This window comes from Pandoraea morbifera (genome assembly GCF_902459575.1).
Lineage (GTDB): Bacteria > Pseudomonadota > Gammaproteobacteria > Burkholderiales > Burkholderiaceae > Pandoraea > Pandoraea morbifera.
Genome location: NZ_CABPSD010000008.1, coordinates 137,481 through 158,457, shown reverse-complemented (window position 1 = coordinate 158,457; position 20,977 = coordinate 137,481). Strand labels below are relative to the sequence as shown.

Below are 20,977 nucleotides of genomic sequence, written 5' to 3'. Positions count from 1 at the left end.
TCCGGTCGTTCGGGACACACCCCGAAAACGGCAGCGCCTCGCGGCGTTGCCGTTTTTTTTCGTCCCGCCGACGGCAAGTCGGCCCACGGCGCGTCGGCATGGCGGGCGCGACCGGTGTGTGGCAATTCCGACACTGTCACGGATTTGTCAAATCCCGGCGATAGCCTGACCGTCAGTAAAAGAGGGCGCCCACGGGCGTCGTCTCCAGACGCGGGCATGGGCCAAAGAGCAGCAACCGCACGTGAAACACGGGGAACTCGGGCGAGACACTTCATCGGAAGCGGCCTCTTGCCTTAGGGGCGCAGGGTTGCGTCCGACATGTGCCCGCACGGCGTAACGCTGCTTGCACGATGGCGACGCACCGCACCGACTTACGGAGCCTCAGTTGAACCCTCTCCCGCCTGTCGCGATACGTCCGCCGGAGCGATTTGCCGCGCCCGCGACTACACGCGACGCGAACGTCGTGTCTCCCGACGCCGCGGTGTCGGCCTCTTCGCCTGTGTCGTACGCGGGCGCTGGCAGGGGGGGCACGGGCCCCCAAAGTGTCGAATCCGACGAGCGGATGCTGCTCGCGCAGTTGTGCGAGGGCATCGGGCTCACCTGCGTGTTTCAGCCGATCGTCGATTTCCGGACCTCGGAAGTGGCCGGTTATGAAGGGCTGGTACGCGGGCCGGCCGGGACGTCGATCCATTCGCCGTTGGCCCTCTTCGCGGCGGCGCGTCGCCACGGCCTGAGCGGCCCGCTCGAACTCGCGTGCCGCCGTGCCGTGTTGCGCGGCTTCGCCGAGCAGGCACTGCCCGAGCGCCTGTTCCTGAACATCGGCCCGGTCACGCGGGCCCAGCCTGGCGGTGGCGTGACCGAATCGCTCGGGCTCGACGAGACGTTTGCCATGCTCGAGTCGTTCCAGCTCACCCCAGAGCGCGTCGTGTTGGAACTCACGGAGCATGCGCCCACGCTGGATCTCGCGAGCACGCGCGCTTCGCTTACGGCGTATCGCGCGCTCGGCTTCGAAGTGGCGCTCGACGACATGGGTGAAGGCTACGCGAGCCTGCGCCTGTGGTCCGAGCTGCGACCCGATTACGTCAAGATCGACCGTCACTTTGTCGATGGGATCGACACCGATACCGTCAAGCTCCAGTTCGTGCGCTCGATGCGGCAGATCGCCGAGACGAGCGGCACGCGTGTGATCGCCGAAGGTATCGAGCACGCTGAAGAGCTTCAGGTCGTGCGCGATCTCGGCATCTTTCTCGGGCAAGGCTATTTCATTGCGCGTCCCGAGGCTCGGCCGCAGCGTGCCATCACGGCGCAGGTGCAGGAAGTGGTGAACGAGCGTCGCGCCTATGTCCACCAGCAGCCCAGCCAGCTGGGCGCGGGCAACGTCACGTTGGAACGCATTGCGTCCTACGTGCAGCCGGTGTCGCCCGACACGCGCAGTGAAGATGTGGTGGCGCGTTTCGAGAGCGATCCCGCACTCGAAGTGCTGCCGGTGGTGGAGCGTGATCGCGCGGTGGGGCTGATTGGGCGTGCGTCGCTCATTGGCCGGTTCGCGCGGCCGTTCACGCGGGAACTGTACGGACGCAAGCCGTGTTCGGCCGTGATGGAGCCGCGCCCGCTCACGTTCGACAAGGGCGCGCGCGTGGAAGAGCTGAGTCGCATGATCGCGGAAGGCGCGAGCCGCCAGATCGCGGCAGGGTTCATCGTGACCGACCAGGGGCGATATTTCGGTGTCGCGCAGGGGCATGCGCTGATGCGCCACATCACCGACATGCAGCTCGACGCGGCGCGCTACGCCAACCCGCTCACGCTGCTGCCGGGGAACGTGCCGATCGACGATTACATGGATCGCATGATCGGCGAGCGACAGTCGTTTCATGCCTGCTACGTCGATCTGGACAACTTCAAGCCATTCAACGACGTGTTCGGCTATCGGCGCGGCGACGACTTGATTCAACTGGTCGCGCGCGTGCTCATGGCGGTGCGCAATCCCGAGCGGGACTTCCTCGGACATATCGGCGGCGACGACTTCCTGATTCTGTTTCGCAGTCCCGACTGGGAAGCGCGCTGCCGCGAAGCCTTGACGCGCTTTGGCGAAGCCGTGACGGAGTACTTTCATCCCGACCAGATCGCGGCAGGCGGATTCGAGGCCGAAGACCGGCGCGGCATGGTCATCTTCCACCCGATCACGAGCCTGTCCATCGGCGTGGTCGCGGTCACGCCCGAGAGCTTTCCCTCGCATGTGGAAGTCTCTGCGGCCGCGGCGGAGGCCAAGAAAATGGCCAAGCGCGCGCTGGGAAACAGTCTGTTCATCGAGCGCCGGCGGGCGCACCGGTAGCGCGTGAGGCAAAAAAAACCCGCCGGATCGGCGGGCTTTTCACATTCGGGCGCCGGGCGACGCCAGACGCTCAGTGCGAGAGCGCGGGCATGCCTTCCATGCCGGCAACGTCCTGCTCGCGTTCTTCCGACAGGTACGGCGTGCGCCAGCCTGCTTTCACGCCCCAGTGATAGAACCCGAGCGACAGGAGGGCGACCACCGCCATGTCCCAGCCGTACGGCAACAGGCCGAGACCGCCGAATTCCTTGCTGCCGAGGTACGAACACAACGCCATGACCGGGAGGTAGCCGATCAGCCACCACGACGCCTTGAGGTCACGCCCGAACCCTTGCCACTTGTCTTTTGCCTGATAGTAGAAGTAGACGGGCAGCGCCACGACGACCAGCACGATGATCTGGCCGGTCAGCGGCCAGCGCGCCCAGTACAGGATCAGCGAAGCACACACGAATGCGAACGGCGCGATGAGCGACAGGCCGGGCAAACGCAGCGGGCGCTCCATTTCCGGTGCCGAGCGGCGCAGCGCCATCACGCTGATCGGGCCGGTCAGGTACGAGATCACGGTCGCGACGGAAATCACCGCGGCAAGCGAATCCCAGCCGCGGAAGAAGAACATGAAGATGAACGAGATGGCGAGGTTGAACCACATCGCCGGGCGCGGCACGCCGTACAACGGGTGCACGCGGCCGAAAATCGCGGGCAGGGTGCGGTTGCGCTCCATGGCGTAGATCATGCGGCTTGTGGTGGCCATGTACGTCGTGCCCGTGCCGCTCGGGCTGAGGAAGGCGTCAAAGTACAGCACGATGGCGAGCCAGTTCAGGCCGAGTGCGATCGCCAGTTCGGCGAACGGCGAGCTGAAGCTCACCATGTGCCATCCGCCGGCGAGTTGCTCGGGCGAGAGCGCGCCAATGTAGGCGACCTGAAGCAGCAGGTAGATGACCGTGGCAAGCAGGATCGAGCCGACCACCGCAAACGGAATGCTGCGGCCCGGATCCCGCGCCTCGCCCGCGAGGTTCACCGGGCTCTGAAACCCGTTGAAGGCGAACACGATGCCCGACGTGGCCACGGCCGTGAGCACGGCCGACATGCCGTTGGGCGCGAAGCCGCCGTGCTCGGCGAGGTTGAAGTTACCCGGGTGGAAGCCCGCGATGATCAGGCCCGCGACCGTCAGGGCGGGGATCGCGAACTTGAACAGCGTAATGGCCGTGTTGGCGCGTGCAAACAGCTTCACGCCCCAGTAGTTCAGCAGGAAGTACACGACGACGAGCAACGCCGAGAGTGTGAGACCGCTCGCGGTGAGCGTGCCGTCCACGAACAGGTTGTGCGCCCATTCGTAGGGCCATGTGCTCATGTACTGAATCGAGGCTTCGGCTTCGATCGGGATCACGGAGACGATGGCGATCCAGTTGGCCCAGGCGGCGATGAAGCCGACCAGGCTGCCGTGCGAGTAACGGGAATAGCGAACCATGCCGCCCGACTCGGGGAACATGGCGCCAAGCTCGGCATAGGTGAGGGCAATGGCCAGAATGACCACGGCGCCGATGACCCAGGCCAGCAGCGCGGCGGGGCCGGCGATCTTCGCGGCTTTCCAGGCGCCGAACAGCCAGCCGGAGCCGATGATCGAGCCGAGACCGGTCAACATCAGGGCGAACGGCCCGATGTTGCGCATGAGAGATTGATTGTTATCCATTCGATGTCTTCTCCACGCCCGGGGGGGACAGGCGCCACCCCGATGAGGGCAGGGCGGCAGACTGCGCGAGGGCGGACAAACTGCCGGCAGGCCGGTCGCCATCACAAGCAGCATGACGGCGCGGGGGCGGCGCTGACGGACACGACTTCTGTTGATCGGCTTCGCGAATCCGGGGCGGTCTCCGGCCTGACGACGCAAACGGGCACACGGGTGAGCGTGTAATCCCGAATTGGGGTCGGAGTCCGGGTTTCGCGAAAAAAGCGCGATTCTACCCGAGCCGGCCCGCGTGTGTGGGACTTTGTAACACTTTTGCAATGGCATCCGGTTCGGCGATGTTAGGCAAAAATGCGTACAACCCAGTCCGGGCGCGGCTCATGGCGTGGGAATCCAACTATTACAAATTATTAAAGGGTCAGATGTGATGGGCGGTGTCGATACCCTGTGGCCCCCACCGGTCGACCCCTGTCAGCCCATGCCGGCCAGGCAGAGATACTTCAACTCGAGATACTCGTCGATGCCGTACTTCGAGCCTTCCCGCCCGAGGCCCGATTGTTTGACGCCGCCGAATGGGGCGACCTCGTTGGAGATCAGGCCGGTATTGATGCCGACCATGCCGGCTTCGATGCCTTCGGCGACGCGCCAGACGCGTCCGACGTCGCGAGCGAAGAAATATGACGCCAGGCCGAAGTCGGTCGCGTTGGCCAGGCGGATGCCCTCGGCTTCATCCTTGAAGCGGAAGACCGGTGCCACCGGTCCGAAGGTTTCTTCCTGCGCGACGAGCATGTCCGCGCTCGCATCGGCCACGACGGTCGGCTCGAAGAATCGACCGTGCAGGACCTTGCCGCCAACCGTCACACGTCCGCCCTTGGCGACGGCGTCGGCCACGTGGCGCTCGACTTTTTCGACGGCGGCGTCTTCGATGAGCGGGCCGATCGCCACACCCGGTTCGAAGCCGTTGCCCACGCGCAGTCGGCTCACGGCGGCGGTGAGTTTTTCGACGAAAGCGTCGTAGATGCCGTCCTGCGCGTAGATGCGGTTCGCGCATACGCATGTTTGCCCGGCATTGCGGAATTTCGAGGCGATGCACCCTTCGACGGCGGCATCGACGTCGGCGTCGTCGAATACGAGGAACGGTGCGAGACCGCCCAGCTCGAGCGCGACCTTCTTGATGGTCGGCGCGCACTGCTCCATGAGTCGGGCGCCCACCGGCGTCGAGCCGGTAAAGGACAGGTGCCGCACGCGCGGGCTGCCGGTGAGCACGTCGCCCACGTCGGACGAGTTTTTCGACGTCACCACGTTGAAGACACCTCGCGGCAGCCCGGCGCGCTCGGCCAGTTCGGCCAGGGCCAGCGCCGAGAGCGGCGTGAGGCGGGCGGGCTTGACCACGATGGTGCAGCCGGCCGCGATGGCCGGCGCGATTTTGCGCGTGATCATCGCGATCGGGAAATTCCAGGGGGTGATCGACGCACATACGCCGATCGGCTGCTTGAGCACCAGCAAGCGCTTGCCGCCCTCGGGGGAACTGAGAACGTCGCCATCCACCCGCTTGGCCTCTTCGGCGAACCACTCGATGAACGAGGCGCCGTAGGCGACCTCGCCCTTGGCTTCGGCGAGTGGCTTGCCTTGCTCGGCGGTCATGATGGCGCCCAGGTCGTCCTGTGCCTGCATGATGAGGTCGTACCAGCGTCGCATGATGCGCGCCCGATCCTTGCCGGTACGGGCGCGCCACTCGGGCAGGGCAGCTTCGGCGGCGACCAGGGCGCGCTCGGTTTCCTTGGCGCCCAGATCGGCGACGCGGGCGATCTCGGCGTCGGTCGCCGGGTCGTTGACCGCGAATGTCGCCTGCGAATCGGCCTGCGTCCAGGCGCCGTCGATGTACGCGTCGAACCTGAGCAGTGCAGGATCCTTCAGACGGGCCAGTGCAGGGTGGGCCTTGGCGGGGGCGGATGGGCGGGGTGTTGACACGATCGGCTCTCCTCTCGATGACCGAGCGAAGCGGCGGGACGCCGCGCCGCGCGGGGACGGAAACGGATACGGCTTGTCGGTGTGTCGGGCCAGCTTACTCCAATGCGGCGAGCGTTTCGTGACGCGCGGCATTGAGCCGCATGATGCGATGCGCCGCGTCGTTCGGCAGGCGAGTGTTGCGCTTGCCGGCAGCCCGTTGGCGGCCGGCGAACGACGCGATCTTCTACAGCGATGAGGGCAGCGCGGTGCACGGGATGGCCGGTTTTACAGGCCGAGATCCCGGTAAAGCGCCGCCATGCGCGCGTCGACGTCGGCAGTCATTTCGATGGGACGTCCCCACTCGCGCGAAGTTTCTCCGGGCCACTTGTTGGTCGCATCGATCCCCATCTTCGACCCCAGCCCGGCCTTGGGCGACGCGAAATCGAGATAGTCGATCGGCGTTTGATCGACGAGCGTGGTATCGCGCGTCGGATCGACGCGCGTGGTGATCGCCCAGATGACTTCCTTCCAGTCGCGAATGTCGACGTCTTCATCGACCACGACGATGAACTTCGTATACATGAACTGGCGAAGGAAGCTCCAGACCCCGAACATCACCCGCTTGGCGTGACCCGGATAGGCCTTTTTCATCTGCACGATCGCCATGCGGTAGCTGCATCCTTCCGGCGGCAGGTAGAAGTCGGTGATCTCCGGAAATTGCTTTTGCAGCAACGGCACGAAGACTTCGTTGAGCGCCACACCGAGCACCGCCGGCTCGTCGGGCGGTTTTCCGGTGTATGTCGAGTGATAGACCGCATTGCGCCGCAGCGTGATGCGCTCGACGGTAAAGACCGGAAACCACTCCTGTTCGTTGTAATAGCCCGTGTGGTCGCCGTAAGGTCCCTCGAGCGCGTGCGCGTATCCTGCGGTCGCACCCCGCGAGGGCGGAGGCGGCACGCCGTCGGGCACGGCCGGTGGCTGGTCGGCGGGGTAAATGAAGCCTTCCAGCACGATCTCGGCGCGTGCCGGCACCCGCAACGACTCGAGGCCCGGCGTGAGGCATTTGGCCAGTTCGGTTCGGCTGCCGCGCAGCAGACCGGCAAACTGGTATTCGGACAAGGTGTCGGGAACCGGCGTCACGGCCCCGAGCATGGTCGCCGGGTCCGCGCCGAGCGCCACGGCGATCGGGAATGGCTTGCCGGGATTGGCCTGCGCAAACTCGCGGAAGTCGAGCGCGCCGCCGCGATGCGCGAGCCAGCGCATGATCACCTGATTGCGACCCATGACCTGCTGTCGATAGATGCCCAGGTTCTGGCGTTTGCGATTCGGGCCTTTGGTGATGACCAGGCCCCAGGTGATGAGCGGTGCGGCGTCGCCGGGCCAGCACGTCTGGATCGGCAGGCGCCCGAGGTCGACGTCCTCGCCTTCCCATACGATCTCCTGACACACCGGGGCACTCACCTCCTTCGGTGCCATGTCCCACACCGCCTTGGCCATGCCGAGCAGCTTGCCCGCATCCTTGAGGCCGCGCGGCGGTTCCGGTTCCTTGAGCGTCGAAAGCAGCCGACCAATGTCGCGCAGCGAGCTCAGGGCGTTTTCGCCCTTCTCGACGCCCATGCCGAGGGCCACTCGTTCAGGGGTGCCAAACAAGTTGGCAAGTACGGGCATGTCGTAGCCCGTCGGCCGCTCGAACCACAGTGCCGGCCCCGCCGCTTTGAGCACGCGGTCGGCGAGCGCGGTCATCTCAAGTACCGGCGAGACCGGCACGTCTACGCGACGAAGCTGGCCGGATCGCTCCAGTTGCGCGGTGAAGTCACGAAGATCGAGATATTTCATGAAACAAACAGTTACCAAAAATTTTTACAAAATTCATACGGGGGATACGAACGACCGTTTGAATCGCATGTAAGACCGGAGAACGCCCTTGTAAACGCGGGGCGCGGCAGGGCATTTTACCGGGCAAGGGGGGCGAACGGCACGGCAAAACGGCTGTTACAAATTACTTTTAGTAATCATTTTGCTGTGAAATAGTATTGACGGTTTATATATCGCTGCTACAATCCGCCCGTTGAATCCAGAAAGGCGGCTTCGCAGACGGGTAGGCCGACCCGCTCGAGCTTAGCGACAACTACAACATCGACGTGGATTTTCAGTGGCTGGTTTTCTCACCGAGGTCGGGAAGCCAGTGTTTTAGGAAGCAGCGCGAGCGATAGCTCGTCAGCGCCGGACACCTGAACAGGTCGGCGCGCTGCGGCGGTAGCGGCATCGTCCATGACAAACACGATGCACCGCCTCGTTCCATATGCCGTAAATAAGCGTTTCACGGGGATGCCTGGCGGGCATACCGGCTTATTTCCTTACGCCCCGGGGCCACCCCGTGGTGACGGCGTAACCGGAGTACGTAGTATGAAGAAGTCTGGTTTATCACCCTGGCTACTGGCCGCGATCCATGCGCTCCGTGCGCGCGGCGCAGCAACGGTAGCCGCGGCTCGCCGCGATTGGCGTCGCCTTGCATGGCATGGCGGTCGTGTCGGACTGTATACGTCCAGCGCGGTCGGTCTGGTTGCCGTGGTCGGTACGCTCGCGTTGTGGGCCCGACCGACGTGGCGCGCCGATCTGGCGTCGCGCGTGGGTCCGCTGCTCGAGGCAGCGACCGGCACGGCCAATGCGGCCGGCCAGAGCGCCAATGGCGCTCCCAATGCAAAGCTTTCGCCGTCCGACTCGGCGATGATGGCCCAGGCGGCGCAGCACGTGCCCTCGGCAGCCGTTCTCGCCGCTTATATCCCGAACCAGCGCGTGGCAGCGGATGCACGCGCGAACAAGGTGCTGGACACGCGCGAGCAGATTGCCGTGGCTGACTACCTCGCTCGCCGCTACCGCGTGGCCGGCGACGTGACGGGTAACCTCGTTCGCGCGGCGTACTCGACCGGCAAGGAAGTCGGCCTCGATCCGCTGCTGTTGCTCGCCGTGATGGCTATCGAATCGGGCTTCAACCCGTATGCCGAGAGCACCGTGGGCGCGCAAGGCCTGATGCAGGTCATGTCGAAGGTGCACCAGGACAAGCTGGAGTACTTCGGCGGACCCGAAGCGGCGCTGCATCCGCTGGCCAACATCAAGGTGGGTGCACTGATTCTTAAGGAATGCATCGCGCGTGGTGGCTCGCTCGCCGGAGGTCTTCGCCTTTACGTGGGCTCGACCAGCGCGGGTGACGGTGGCTACGGCGCCAAGGTGCTCGCCGAGCGCGACCGCCTGCGCGGCGTCGCCATGGGCCGCAAGATCTCGCCGTACGCGCCGCAGGCGCCGGTGATCGTCAGCTCGGCCAAGCCTGTCACCAAGCCGGTCTCGGCAGGCAAGTCGTCGGACGACACTGCGGAATCGACGTCTGCGCCCGCCGCTTCCACGTCGACGGGCAAGGCTGCCGCCGCCGGCAAGTCGATGGAAGCCGACGACAGCACCGCGGCCTGATCCCTTCGGCGGCCGATCTGGCCGCTCCCAGGCATGCGCGATGCGTTCGGCTGACGCATCGACGTGATGCTTCTCTATATATATAGAAGGGCATCGCATAGCCAAGAAAAAACCCATCGAAGCGATTCGATGGGTTTTTTGTTTTTCGCGGGCACCTTGCCCGGCTGGCGAGTCGGCTCGGCGACTCAGCCGTTGGCGAAGACTTTCCCGATCCGGTCCATGGCTTCTTGCAACTGGGCCAGCGAGGTTGCGTACGACAACCGAATGTACTTGCGGGGTTCGGCGAAGCCGAAGTCGAGACCGGGCACGAGTACGACGTCTGCCTGTTGCAGCAACGACTGGGTCAGGCGGTCGCTGTCCGCGGCATCCGGGTGCGACACGCCGGTGCAATCGGCATAGACGTAGAAGGCGCCGTCGGGCATTACCGGTACCTCGAAGCCCAGGCGCTCGAGCGCCGGCACAATATAGTCGCGTCGCTCGCGAAACGCCGCCTTCCGGGTCTCGTAGAGGGCGATCGTCTCCGGAAGAAAACAAGCGGTTGCCGCGTACTGCGCGACCGCCGATGGGCAGATGAACAGGTTCTGGGCGAGCTTCTCGAACGTCGGCACCATCGACGGCGGTACCACGAGCCAGCCGAGCCGCCAGCCCGTCATGTTGAAATACTTCGAGAAACTGCTCACGACGAGCACGTCGTCGCCGAATGTCAGGGCGGTGGTCGGCTTGCCGTCATACGACAGGCCTTGATAGATCTCGTCGACGAGCGTGAAACCACCGCGTGCGCGCACCGTCTTCACGATGCGCGATAGCTCGTCGGGCGCGATCGACGTGCCAGTCGGATTTGACGGCGAGGCGAGCAGCACTCCCTTGGTGGCCTCGCGCCAGTGCGCCTCGATGCGCTCGGCCGTAAGCTGGAACCGCTCGGCCGGGCCGGAGGGGATCAGTACCGGTTTGCCGTCGAAGGTCGACACGAAATGACGGTTGCACGGATAGCACGGATCCGGCATCAGCACTTCGTCGCCCACACCCACGAGTGCCGCACACGCGAGGACGAGGGCAGCCGACGCCCCGGCAGTCACGACGATGCGCGACGGATCGACCTCCACGCCGTAAAAATTGCGGTAGTAATCGGCAATGGCATGGCGCAGCGCTGGAATTCCCATCGCGCCGGTGTACTGCGTACGCCCGTCGCGCATGGCCTTCGCGGCGGCCTCGATCACTGCCTCAGGGGCGGTGAAGTCCGGCTCCCCGATCCCCATGTGAATCACGCGATGTCCGGCCTTCTCGCGCAGTGCCGCCTGCTTCGCCAGCTCCATGACGTGGAACGGTGCGATGTCGTCGACACGTTGTGCCAGTTTCAGCGCGGCGGGCGCGAGTTCGGGGGTGCGGTCCATGATGTCGGGGGGGATGTTTGCAGGTCGGGGGAAACTCGCAGGACGGAACAAACACGAGCCGCTGGGCCCATGCAGGGAGGGCGGTCCGACAAGCGCCGGCATCGTCGGGCCGAAAAGCCCGGGATGCCGGGGGGGCGCGTCGGTCGCCCCAGTCGCTTGCGTTACTTCAGGCGCTCTTGTCGCGCCCGGCGTTGCGGCGATTGGCCGCGACTTCGTCCGGACGAACCTCGGCGGCGAACTTGTCGAGCACGCCGTTCACAAAGCGATGACCGTCGACACCGCCAAAGGTTTTGACAACCTCGACGGCTTCATTGATCACCACGCGGTACGGCACGTCCTGCAGGTGAATCAGCTCGTAGGCGCCGATGATCAATGCAGCGTGTTCGATCGGCGACAGCTGGGCCGCCGGCCGGTCCAGGTAAGGCTGGAGTTGCTTCGACAAGGCGTCCGCCTCGCGAATGCTGCCATGCAGAACCGCATCCAGGTGGGCGTGGTCAGCCTTGTCGTAGCCGGGGGTAGTGCGCAAATGCGCATCGATCTCACCCGCGTGACCGCGCGAAAGCAGCCATTGATACAACCCTTGAAGCGCAAATTCGCGCGCGCGGCGGCGAGCACTCTTCATTACCGATCTTCCTCTTCGTCTTCGTCTTCATCCGATCCGTCGTCGCCGCCGAGCATGTCGATGGCTTCGAGCAGATTGGCCATTTCCACCGCCACGCGGGCTGCGTCGCGGCCCTTCTCGGCGGCGCGCACTTCGGCCTGTTCGTCGTTTTCGGTCGTGAGCACCGCGTTGGCGATGGGGATGCCGAAATCCAGGCCGATGCGCGTGATGCCGGCCCCGCTTTCGTTCGAGACGAGCTCAAAATGATACGTCTCGCCTCGGATCACCGCGCCGAGCGCGATGAGCGCGTCGAACTGACCGCATTCGGCCATCTTTTGCAATGCCAGCGGGATTTCCAGTGCGCCGGGGACCGTCACGAGCAGCACATCTTCGCCTTCGACGCCGAGACGTTCGAGCTCCGCCACGGCAGCGGTGCGCAGCGCCGCGCAAACGGCGTCGTTGAATCGTGCTTGCACGATACCTACGCGCAGGCCTTCACCGTCGAGTTCCGGCTGGTATTGTCCGATGTCCATAATGGGCTTCCTCAAAAAAAAGTACCGTCCAGGCGGTGCGGCCAACGTTGTGCCTGGCATGCCTCATACAGGCAATGCTCGGCTTTGCGACGCCCCGTCGTCGTTGTCCGGCGAGGCATCGATACTTCCAGTCGTCCCGGAATTCGCAACACTTGCGGCAACCACCGCGCGTGCGCAACGGGTCATGCCGGCGACCCGGCTGAATTTCACCGGATCAGACGGTCTCGGCGCCGGGCATCGGTTGGAAACCGGTGACTTCGAGGCCATAACCTGCCATGTTCGGAATCTTGCGCGGATTCGACAGCACTCGCATTTTACCGACGCCGAGTTCCCGGAGGATCTGCGCACCGACGCCATGCGTACGGAAGTCAACCGGGCGACGTTTCGCGCGGGCCGCTTTCTCGGTCTCGTCGAGGGCTTCGAACTGGCTGAAAAGATGCTCCGGCGTTTCCACGCAGTTCAGCATCACCACCACGCCCTTGCCGGCCTCGGCAATCGCCTGCATTGCGCCGGCCAGCGTCCACGAGTGGGTCGACACGCCGGTCTCGAGCAGGTCGAGCACCGACAGGGGTTCGTGCACGCGCACGAGCGTCTCGTCGTCGGGGGTGGGCGTGCCGCGCACCAGCGCCAGATGCGGCGCGCCGCTCGGCTTGTCGCGATACAGCGTGGCCTGGAATGAACCCCAAGCCGTTTGCATTTCGCGCGTCGCGACCGTCTCGATCATCGATTCGGTGCGGCTGCGATAGTGGATCAGGTCGACGATGGTGCCGATCTTGATGTTGTGCTGTTCGGCGAACTCGAGCAACTGCGGCAGGCGTGCCATCGTGCCGTCGTCGTTCATGATTTCACAGATGACGGCCGCCGGCGTCAGTCCCGCCATCGCCGTCAGGTCGCAACCGGCTTCGGTGTGACCCGCGCGCACCAGCACGCCGCCGGGCTGCGCCATGATCGGGAACACGTGCCCCGGCTGGACAATGTCTTCCGGACGCGCGTCGCGCGCGATGGCGGTCTGGACCGTGTGGGCACGATCGGCGGCGGAGATGCCCGTGGTGACCCCTTCGGCCGCCTCGATCGACAGCGTGAACGCCGTGCCGTACTGCGTGCCGTTGCGATAGGTCATCAGCGGCAGGTTGAGCTGCTTGCAACGCGCTTGCGTGAGCGTCAGGCAAATCAGGCCCCGGCCGTACTTCGCCATGAAGTTGATGGCTTCGGGCGTCGCGAATTCGGCCGCCATGACCAGATCGCCTTCGTTTTCACGATCTTCCTCGTCGACGAGGACAACCATGCGGCCGGCCTTCAGCTCGGCAATGATTTCTTCTGTAGTGGCCAACGGCATAGGGGACAACGCGGGGCTGAATTTGGAAAGGCTCTATTCTACGCCAAGCCGGTGCACGGCTGCGCCCGAATCTCGCGCGGTATGGCCCGGAAAATCGATTGACGATGACATTTTGAGGACCGTCCGAATCGGTCGACGGACAAATCTTGCGAGGCCCAGCCCGACGCCCGCCATCGTCGTCGGAAAATGCTCAATATAAAGGTGTTGACCTTAGTGTTTGAGCTGCCTATAGTTAGGCATATGGCTAACCAATCCATTCCTCTCGACCGGATCTTCCAGGCGCTGTCGGATCCCACGCGACGCGCGGTCGTCGAGCGACTCACGCTCGGCCCGGCATCGGTGAGCGAGCTGGCGCGTCCGTTCTCGATGGCGTTGCCGTCGTTCTCGCAGCATCTGAACGTGCTGGAGGAGAGCGGTCTCGTGGTCTCGCGCAAGACCGGACGCGTGCGAACCTATGCCCTCGAGACGGAGACATTGGCGGGGGCGCAGGATTGGCTCCAGTTGCAGCGCGACAAATGGACGCGCCGCCTCGATCAACTCGACAGCTACTTGCTGCAAATGAAGGAGACGTGAACATGAGTCGTGCCAACCTTTTCTCCGTCGACCCGAAGCTGGATCTGGTACTCGAGCGTTATGTCGACGTGCCTTGCGAGCGCGTGTGGGCGGCCTGGACGCAGCCGGAGCACATCAAGAAGTGGTTCACGCCCGCGCCGTGGCAGACCGTGGAGTGCGAAATCGATCTGCGCCCGGGCGGCTTGTTCCGCACCGTGATGCGCTCGCCCGAAGGGCAGCAATTTCCGAACGTGGGCTGCTACCTGGAAGTGGTCGAGAACACACGCCTCGTCTGGACGAACGCGGTGCTGCCCGGCTTTCGTCCGGCGCCGGCACCGGTCGAGGAGCACGGCGGCTTTCAGTTCACCGCCGCCGTGCTGATGGAGGCGCAGGGCAAGGGGACACGTTACACGGCCATCGCGATTCACGGGAACGAAGCGACGCGCGCGCAGCATGAAGCCATGGGCTTCCATGATGGCTGGGGCAAGGCGCTCGATCAGTTGGTGGCATTGATGAAGTGAGCGGCGTCAGTCGCACCGGTGCGGACCGAAGCGTACTCGTCTGACCGTATCCGGTCGCGGTGACCGGACCGGACCTCGATGGTGCCTTGACGGTGCCGCGAACGGCATTTCGCCCCGCCCCCCAGAACGAACAAAGGACGCACCTGCCGAACTTGTCCTCCGAAATTCGTGGAGGGCAGCGTTCGGGGTGCGTCCTTCTTGCGGCCTCGAGCCGCGGCGCCGGGCGCCACGACGGGAGGGCTTCAGGCGCCGAGATAGGCGCGCTTGATATCGTCGTTCGCCAGCAGATTCGCGGCCGAGTCGGCGAGCACGACGCGACCGGTCTCGAGCACGTATCCGCGGTCGGCCACGTGCAGGGCCTTGTTCGCGTTCTGCTCCACCAGAAACACGGTCACGCCTTCCTCGCGGATCGCGCGAATGATGTCGAAGATCTGCGCGATAACGAGCGGCGCGAGGCCGAGCGTGGGTTCGTCGAGCAACAACAGTCGCGGACGGCTCATCAGCGCTCGCCCGATCGCCAGCATCTGCTGCTCGCCGCCCGACATCGTGCCGGCGCGCTGCTTGCCCCGTTGCGCGAGTCTCGGAAACAACTTGAAGACGTGGTCCATGCCGGCTTCGATGTCGTCCTTCGACGCAAAGAAGCCGCCCATCTTCAGGTTTTCGATGACGGTCAGGCTCGGGAACACGCGACGGCCCTCCGGCGAGATCGCCAGGCCCATGCGCATGATCTCGTGCGTGGGGCAGCCGGTGATGTCGTTGCCTTCGAACATCACGCGTCCACTCGAGGCACGCGGCGTGCCGCACACGGTCATCATCAGTGTCGTCTTGCCGGCGCCGTTGCTGCCGATGAGCGTAACGATCTCGCCCTTGTTCACTTCGATCGACACGCCCGAGAGCGCCTCGACGGCCCCATAGTGGGTGTGGATCTGTTCCAGCTTGAGCATTATTCCTCCCCGAGGTAGGCCTTGATGACGCGAGGATCGTTGCGCACCTCGTCGGGCTTGCCGGTCATGATCGGCTTGCCGTGCTCCATCACGAGGATCCGGTCCGAGACGCCCATCACGAGACTCATGTCATGTTCGATGAGCAGCACCGAGATACCGAACTCGTGACGCAGATTGTCGACGAGTTGCTGCAGTTCGACCTTCTCCTGCGGGTTCAGACCGGCGGCCGGTTCGTCGAGCATGAGCAGCCGCGGTTCGGTGATCATGCAGCGCGCGATCTCGAGGCGTCGCTGATGACCATAGGACAGCGTGCCCGCTTCCCGGTTGGCGACCGCGGTCAGCCCCAGCCGGTCGAGCCACTGTTTGGCACGCTCCAGGGCCGTGCGCTCGGCGCGGCGAAACGCGCCCGTCGAGAGCAGTCCTTGCAGAAAGCCGCTGTGCACGCGCATGTGCTGTGCAACGAGCAGGTTTTCCACGACGGTCAACTGACGGAACAGACGAATGTTCTGGAACGTGCGCACCAGGCCGCGACGCGCGACCATATGACTCGGCAAGCCCGTGATGTTCTCGCCGTCGAGCGTGATCGAACCGCCGGTCGGGCGGTAGAAGCCGCCCACGCAGTTGAAGACGGTCGTCTTGCCGGCCCCGTTCGGGCCGATGATCGCGAAGACTTCGTTCTTGCGGACGTCGAACTCGACGCCGTCGACTGCCAGCAGACCGCCGAAGCGCATCTGAAGGCCGGAGAGTTTCAACAGTTCTGCACTCATTGCGGCAACTCCACATGCGGGCGGGTGGCGGGCAGCAGCCCTTGCGGACGCCACATCATCATCAGCACCATCACGAGACCGAAGATCAGCATGCGGTACTCGGCGAAGTCGCGGGCGACTTCGGGCAGCACCGTGAGCAGCACGGCCGCGAGGATCACGCCGATCTGCGAACCCATGCCGCCGAGCACCACCACCGCGAGAATCAGCGCCGACTCGATGAACGTGAACGACTCGGGCGTGACCAGCCCCTGACGCGCAGCGAAGAACGCGCCGGCAAGTCCGGCGAACGACGCCCCCAGCGTGAACGCCGAGAGCTTGATTCGGGTGGGATTCAGGCCGAGCGAGCGGCAGGCGATTTCGTCTTCGCGCAGCGCTTCCCATGCGCGGCCGATCGGCATGCGGATCAGACGGCTGGTGACGAACAGGGTGAAACCGACGAGCGCGAAAGCAAGCAGGTACAGCCAGATCACCATGTGCGAACCGCTGTAGTCGAGCCCGATCAGCTCGTGAAAGGTCTTCGCGCCTTCCACGCTTGACGAGCGCGCCATCTCGAAGCCGAATACGCTCGGTTTCGGAATGCCCGATACGCCGTCCGGGCCGCCGGTGAGACTCGTCAGGTTGTTGAGCAGCAGCCGGATGATTTCACCGAAGCCAAGCGTCACGATCGCCAGATAGTCGCCGCGCAAGCGCAGCACCGGGAAGCCGAGCAGGAAGCCGAACGTGGCCGACATCAGCGCGGCAATCGGCAGGCATTCCCAGAACGTGAGTCCGAAATACTGGTTGAGCAGCGCGTATGTATAGCCGCCGACCGCATAAAAGCCGACGTAGCCCAGATCGAGCAGCCCCGCGAACCCCACCACGATGTTGAGGCCGAGGCCCAGCACGCAGTAGATGAGCGCGAGCGTGGCCACGTCCACCGCGCCGCGCGAGCCGACGAACGGCCATACGAGACCGACGGCGAGCAACACCCACATGGCAGTGAGTTGCTGGCGACGTCCCATCGTAGGCATGGCGGGTAACCTGATGGCGCGCCGTGAGCGCACGAGCATTGGCTTGATCAACTGGAACACGAACACGATGGCGGTCGCGATCCAGACCGGACGCCAATGCTGTTCGAGCACGACCTTGTAGCCGTCGAGCTTCAGTTGCAGGCCCAGGATGGGGGCCGTCAGAATGATCGTCACGATCGCGGCGATGACCGCGCCCTTGAGCGTTTCGCCCGCCGGTGAGCGGTTCGCCGCACCGGACTTGAGAGTGAGTTGTTGTGTCATGGTCAACCTCAGACTTTCTCGACGTCGGGCTTGCCCAGCAGGCCGGTCGGTCGGAACAGCAGCACGAGCACCAACAGGCAGAACGCCACGATGTCCTTGTACTCGGAGGGCATGTAGCCGGACGCGAGCGTCTCCGCCAGGCCCAGCAGCACGCCGCCCAGCATGGCGCCGGGAATGCTGCCGATGCCGCCCAGCACGGCGGCGGTGAAGGCCTTGATGCCCGCGATGAAGCCGATGTACGGGTTGAGCTTCCCGATGGTCAGCCCGATCAGCACGCCGCCCACGGCGGCGAGCATGGCGCCGAGCACGAACGTGAACGAGATCACGCGGTTCGTGTCGATGCCGAGCAGGTTGGCCATGCGCATGTCCTCGGCGCAGGCGCGGCAGGCGCGTCCCATGCGCGAGTTGGCGATGAACAGCGTGAGCAGGATCATCAGCGCGACGGTGACGCCGACGATCAGCATGCGGGCGTAGGGAATCGTCACGGTGAAGTCGCCCATCGGAATGTCGATGGCACCGGAGATCAGCATCGGCACGGAAACGTCACGCGCGCCCTGGCCGATCTGCACGTAGTTCTGCAGAAAAATGGACATGCCGATCGCGGAGATCAGCGGTCCCAGGCGAGGTCCGCCGCGCAGCGGGCGATAAGCGACCCGCTCGATCGCGAAGCCGTAAAGGCCCGTGATCAGCACCGATACCAGCAGCGCCGCGCCCAGCACGAGCGGCAGGGGGTAACCCGCCGCCGTTCCGATCGCAGTCAGAGTGACGAGCCCGACGTACGCGCCGATCATGTAGATCTCGCCGTGGGCAAAGTTGATCATGCCGATGATGCCGTAGACCATTGTGTAGCCAATGGCGATCAGCGCATAGATCGCACCCAGCGTCAGGCCATTGACCAGTTGCTGGGCGAACTGTGGGAAAAATTCGTTCATGCGGGAAGCCTCGCGACGAGCGGGGGCCGAGCGCGAATGCGAGCCGCCCGCCGGGAGCGGCGGGCGGCTGGGGGAGATTCGCTGGCCGGTAAAGCGTCAGGGAATCAGTTGGCGGCGGTCTTGGTGGCGTCCTTGTGCCAGGTGTAGACGACGAACTTGAACGACTTCAGATCGCCGGCAGCGTTATAGGCCACCTGGCCGATCGGCGTGTCGAACGTGTTCGCGTGCAGGTAATTGGCCACCTTTTCCGGGTCGGTGCTCTTCGCGCCGGCAATGCTCTTGGCGATCAGTTGCACGCCCGTGTAGGCCGGCATCTGGAACGGACCGTTCGGGTCGCGCTTGGCGTCGGCGAACGCCTTCACCAGCTTGGCGTTGGCCGGGTCGGCGGCGAAGTCGGCCGGCAGCGTGACCAGCATGCCTTCCGAGGCCGGGCCGGCAATGGCCGTCACGTCCTTGTTACCCACGCCTTCCGGTCCCATGAACGTCGCCTTCACGCCCTGCTCGCGCGCCTGACGCAGCAGCAGGCCCATTTCCGGGTGGTAGCCGCCGAAGTACACGAAGTCCACGCCCTGCGACTTGAGCTTGGTAATGACCGCCGAGTAGTCCGAGTCACCGGCGTTGATGCCCTCGAACAGCACCACCGGGATCTTGGCGGCGTCGAGATCCTTCTTCACCGAGGTGGCGATGCCCTGGCCGTACGACTGCTTGTCGTGAAGCACGGCAACCTTCTTCGGCTTGACCTTGTTGATGATGTACTGGGCGGCCGCCGGACCTTGCTGATCGTCGCGACCGATGGTGCGGAAGATGAAGTGGCGCTTCTTGCCTTCGGTCAGTTGCGGGGCGGTGGCCGACGGCGTGATCATCACCACGCCTTCGTTTTCGTAGATGTCCGATGCCGGGATCGTCGAACCCGAGCACACGTGACCGATCACATACTTGATCTTCTGGCTGACGATCTTGTTGGCGACGGCGACGGCCTGCTTCGGTTCGCATGCATCGTCCATCATCACGGCTTCCAGCTTGTTGCCGTTCGCGCCGCCTGCTGCGTTGATTTGTTCGATGGCGGTCAGCGCACCGGCCTTGACCATGTCGCCGTACTGGGCCACCGAGCCGCTGAACGGGCCGGCGATGGCGATCTTGACGGTCTCGGCGTTGGCCGCCGTACCGATGAAGGCGAGGGCAGCGGCGACGAACAGGGATTTGTGACGGAACTGCATTGTGGACATCTCCTTGATTTGTATTTTTTGACGACCCGGGCGTGCGGGACGCCTCAATCGACTGCTGGACCTGGTCGGTATTGGATCATTCTGCCGTGGCCGGCGAGAACGATGCGCCATAGTAGCGTAATAAGGCGTCAAATTGGAACAGCAATGCGCGGACCCATCAAAACCCGCATGGATAAAGGATTTCAAAAGGGTCGGAAGATGGAAATAAGAGTCGTCACATCGATACTCCGTAGTACTACGCAGATGATGTGAGGGAGGAAAACGGTGCGATTGCCGGAATCGGGGCCATGATGACCGGCGGCTTTGGATTACGCGTCTGTACATTTTGGATACAATTTTTTGGGAATTGAAATCCAATCAATTGCCATTGCATCCGATCCGATAGTTCGATGCCCATGCCCGCGAGATCCTCGCCTTGGGGGGGCGTGGCGCCGCAAAGGATGCGAATGCATCCTCGACGGTGCCGTGGTCGAAAGGAGTTACATCGCGAGCGCGTGACGACGGGTGCGCGAGTGCCGGATCAGCGCGAGAAACGCGGCGAGGATCGGTGATTCGTCGTCGCGTCGGTACATGCAGTTCAGTTCGATGGCACGCAACCGCCGCGACTTGAGCGGTCGGTAAACCACGCCGGGCAGGCGCAGATTCGCTGCCGACTCGGTCGTCACGCAAATGCCGAACCGGCTCGCCACGAGCGCCATCGACGTCACGACATCCTCCACCTCCTGTTCGACCCGCAGCGTTACGCCTTCATCGCGAAACGCGGCCGCGACCTCTTCGGCAAGGCCCGGCACCGGAGCGTTCGGATAGAGGATCATGCGTTCGTTGTCGAGGTCGGCGAGCGTGAGCGATGCACGCGTGCACAGCGGGTGACCTTCATACAGCGCGACGAGATACGGTTCCCGATGAATCCAGTCGACGATGAGGTCGGGCTCGTCCGGGATCAGCCGGTTGAAGCCGATGGCGATGCGACGCTCGCGCAGCGCCGCGATCTGCTCGGTCTTCGACAGATTGTGCAACCCGATCTTGACCTCCGGACGCTCGGTGTGAAAGCTCGCCAGCAACCTGGGAATCGCATTGAGAATGCCCGAGCTGAAAATGCCGACGTCGAGTCGCCCGATATAGCCGGCACCCGCCAGGCGCGTCTGCTCCTCGGCACGGCGCGTGAGCGACAGAATGTTCGGCACCTCGTCGAGCAGCGTTTGCCCGGCGGCCGTCAGCGTCGCCCCTTTGGGCGTGCGCACGAACAGCGCGGTGCCCAACTGTGCCTCGAGTGCATGAATGTGCCGCGTGAGCGGTGGCTGGGCCATGTTCAGCCGCTGGGCGGCCCGCCCGAAATGACCTTCCTGCGCCACGGCAAGGAAGTAGCGCATCTGTTTGATGTCCATGAAAGCCTCGTCCGATGCTGAACGGGCGCCGCGCACGCCCGTCACTCAATACCGGAATGGTATCGGAATCTGGAAATTTGGTATTGGACG

17 protein-coding genes are annotated in these 20,977 nt (G+C 64.2%); 4 read left to right on the top strand and 13 right to left on the bottom strand.

Annotated elements, in window-relative coordinates:
- The first annotated feature begins 463 nt into the window (after positions 1–463).
- On the top strand, positions 464–2,332 hold the full coding sequence (locus PMO31116_RS14855; protein ID WP_246185302.1) for a GGDEF domain-containing protein: 1,869 nt from the start codon (positions 464–466) through the stop codon (positions 2,330–2,332).
- Between the two features lie 70 nt (positions 2,333–2,402).
- Here the strand turns inward: PMO31116_RS14855 and PMO31116_RS14850 are convergent, their stop codons facing one another.
- The 3 genes from PMO31116_RS14850 to PMO31116_RS14840 form a co-directional block, all read right to left on the bottom strand.
- The gene (locus tag PMO31116_RS14850) at positions 2,403–4,019 is read right to left on the bottom strand and encodes an APC family permease (protein WP_150567391.1); all 1,617 of its coding nucleotides are present in this window, start codon (positions 4,017–4,019) and stop codon (positions 2,403–2,405) included.
- A 465-nt stretch (positions 4,020–4,484) separates the two neighbouring features.
- The gene (locus PMO31116_RS14845; protein ID WP_246185301.1) at positions 4,485–5,984 is read right to left on the bottom strand and encodes an NAD-dependent succinate-semialdehyde dehydrogenase; all 1,500 of its coding nucleotides are present in this window, start codon (positions 5,982–5,984) and stop codon (positions 4,485–4,487) included.
- 264 nt (positions 5,985–6,248) lie between these two features.
- Entirely contained in the window at positions 6,249–7,799 is a 1,551-nt protein-coding gene (locus PMO31116_RS14840; protein WP_150567389.1) for a UbiD family decarboxylase, read from the bottom strand.
- A 570-nt stretch (positions 7,800–8,369) separates the two neighbouring features.
- Between PMO31116_RS14840 and PMO31116_RS14835 the strand changes: the two genes are divergently transcribed.
- A complete protein-coding gene (locus PMO31116_RS14835; protein ID WP_150567388.1) occupies positions 8,370–9,428 on the top strand; it encodes a lytic transglycosylase domain-containing protein in 1,059 nt (352 codons plus the stop codon).
- A gap of 185 nt (positions 9,429–9,613) precedes the next feature.
- Here PMO31116_RS14835 and PMO31116_RS14830 read toward each other — a convergent pair whose 3' ends face one another.
- From PMO31116_RS14830 to ribBA, 4 genes are all read right to left on the bottom strand, one after another.
- Complete coding sequence (locus PMO31116_RS14830) at positions 9,614–10,819, bottom strand: pyridoxal phosphate-dependent aminotransferase (RefSeq protein WP_150567387.1); 1,206 nt, start codon at positions 10,817–10,819, stop codon at positions 9,614–9,616.
- A gap of 166 nt (positions 10,820–10,985) precedes the next feature.
- Positions 10,986–11,441 (bottom strand): transcription antitermination factor NusB, encoded by a 456-nt coding sequence (nusB, locus tag PMO31116_RS14825; RefSeq protein ID WP_023597253.1) that lies wholly within the window; start codon positions 11,439–11,441, stop codon positions 10,986–10,988.
- A complete protein-coding gene (gene ribH / locus PMO31116_RS14820; RefSeq protein ID WP_023873325.1) occupies positions 11,441–11,953 on the bottom strand; it encodes a 6,7-dimethyl-8-ribityllumazine synthase in 513 nt (170 codons plus the stop codon). Before ribH ends, nusB begins: the two co-directional genes overlap by 1 nt.
- 214 nt (positions 11,954–12,167) lie before the next feature.
- Complete coding sequence (ribBA, locus tag PMO31116_RS14815) at positions 12,168–13,289, bottom strand: bifunctional 3,4-dihydroxy-2-butanone-4-phosphate synthase/GTP cyclohydrolase II (RefSeq protein WP_150567386.1); 1,122 nt, start codon at positions 13,287–13,289, stop codon at positions 12,168–12,170.
- A gap of 240 nt (positions 13,290–13,529) precedes the next feature.
- Between ribBA and PMO31116_RS14810 the strand changes: the two genes are divergently transcribed.
- Complete coding sequence (locus tag PMO31116_RS14810; protein WP_150567385.1) at positions 13,530–13,862, top strand: ArsR/SmtB family transcription factor; 333 nt, start codon at positions 13,530–13,532, stop codon at positions 13,860–13,862.
- A gap of 2 nt (positions 13,863–13,864) precedes the next feature.
- The gene (locus PMO31116_RS14805) at positions 13,865–14,362 is read left to right on the top strand and encodes an SRPBCC family protein (RefSeq protein WP_150567384.1); all 498 of its coding nucleotides are present in this window, start codon (positions 13,865–13,867) and stop codon (positions 14,360–14,362) included.
- 242 nt (positions 14,363–14,604) lie between these two features.
- On the opposite strand, the gene PMO31116_RS14800 is transcribed toward PMO31116_RS14805, so the two are convergent.
- The 6 genes from PMO31116_RS14800 to PMO31116_RS14775 all read right to left on the bottom strand — a co-directional run bounded on the left by PMO31116_RS14800 (position 14,605) and on the right by PMO31116_RS14775 (position 20,887).
- The gene (locus PMO31116_RS14800) at positions 14,605–15,306 is read right to left on the bottom strand and encodes an ABC transporter ATP-binding protein (protein WP_150567383.1); all 702 of its coding nucleotides are present in this window, start codon (positions 15,304–15,306) and stop codon (positions 14,605–14,607) included.
- Positions 15,306–16,073, bottom strand: a complete 768-nt coding sequence (livG, locus tag PMO31116_RS14795) for a high-affinity branched-chain amino acid ABC transporter ATP-binding protein LivG (RefSeq protein WP_150567382.1) — start codon at positions 16,071–16,073, stop codon at positions 15,306–15,308. The genes PMO31116_RS14800 and livG overlap by 1 nt, the downstream gene beginning before the upstream one ends.
- Positions 16,070–17,344, bottom strand: coding sequence for a high-affinity branched-chain amino acid ABC transporter permease LivM (locus PMO31116_RS14790; protein WP_150567381.1), 1,275 nt, complete (start codon positions 17,342–17,344; stop codon positions 16,070–16,072). The genes livG and PMO31116_RS14790 overlap by 4 nt, the downstream gene beginning before the upstream one ends.
- Before the next feature lie 8 nt (positions 17,345–17,352).
- On the bottom strand, positions 17,353–18,276 hold the full coding sequence (gene livH, locus PMO31116_RS14785; RefSeq protein WP_150567380.1) for a high-affinity branched-chain amino acid ABC transporter permease LivH: 924 nt from the start codon (positions 18,274–18,276) through the stop codon (positions 17,353–17,355).
- A gap of 104 nt (positions 18,277–18,380) precedes the next feature.
- A complete protein-coding gene (locus tag PMO31116_RS14780) occupies positions 18,381–19,493 on the bottom strand; it encodes a branched-chain amino acid ABC transporter substrate-binding protein (protein ID WP_150567379.1) in 1,113 nt (370 codons plus the stop codon).
- 488 nt (positions 19,494–19,981) lie between these two features.
- Positions 19,982–20,887 (bottom strand): LysR family transcriptional regulator, encoded by a 906-nt coding sequence (locus tag PMO31116_RS14775; protein ID WP_150567378.1) that lies wholly within the window; start codon positions 20,885–20,887, stop codon positions 19,982–19,984.
- Between the last annotated feature and the right edge of the window lie 90 nt (positions 20,888–20,977).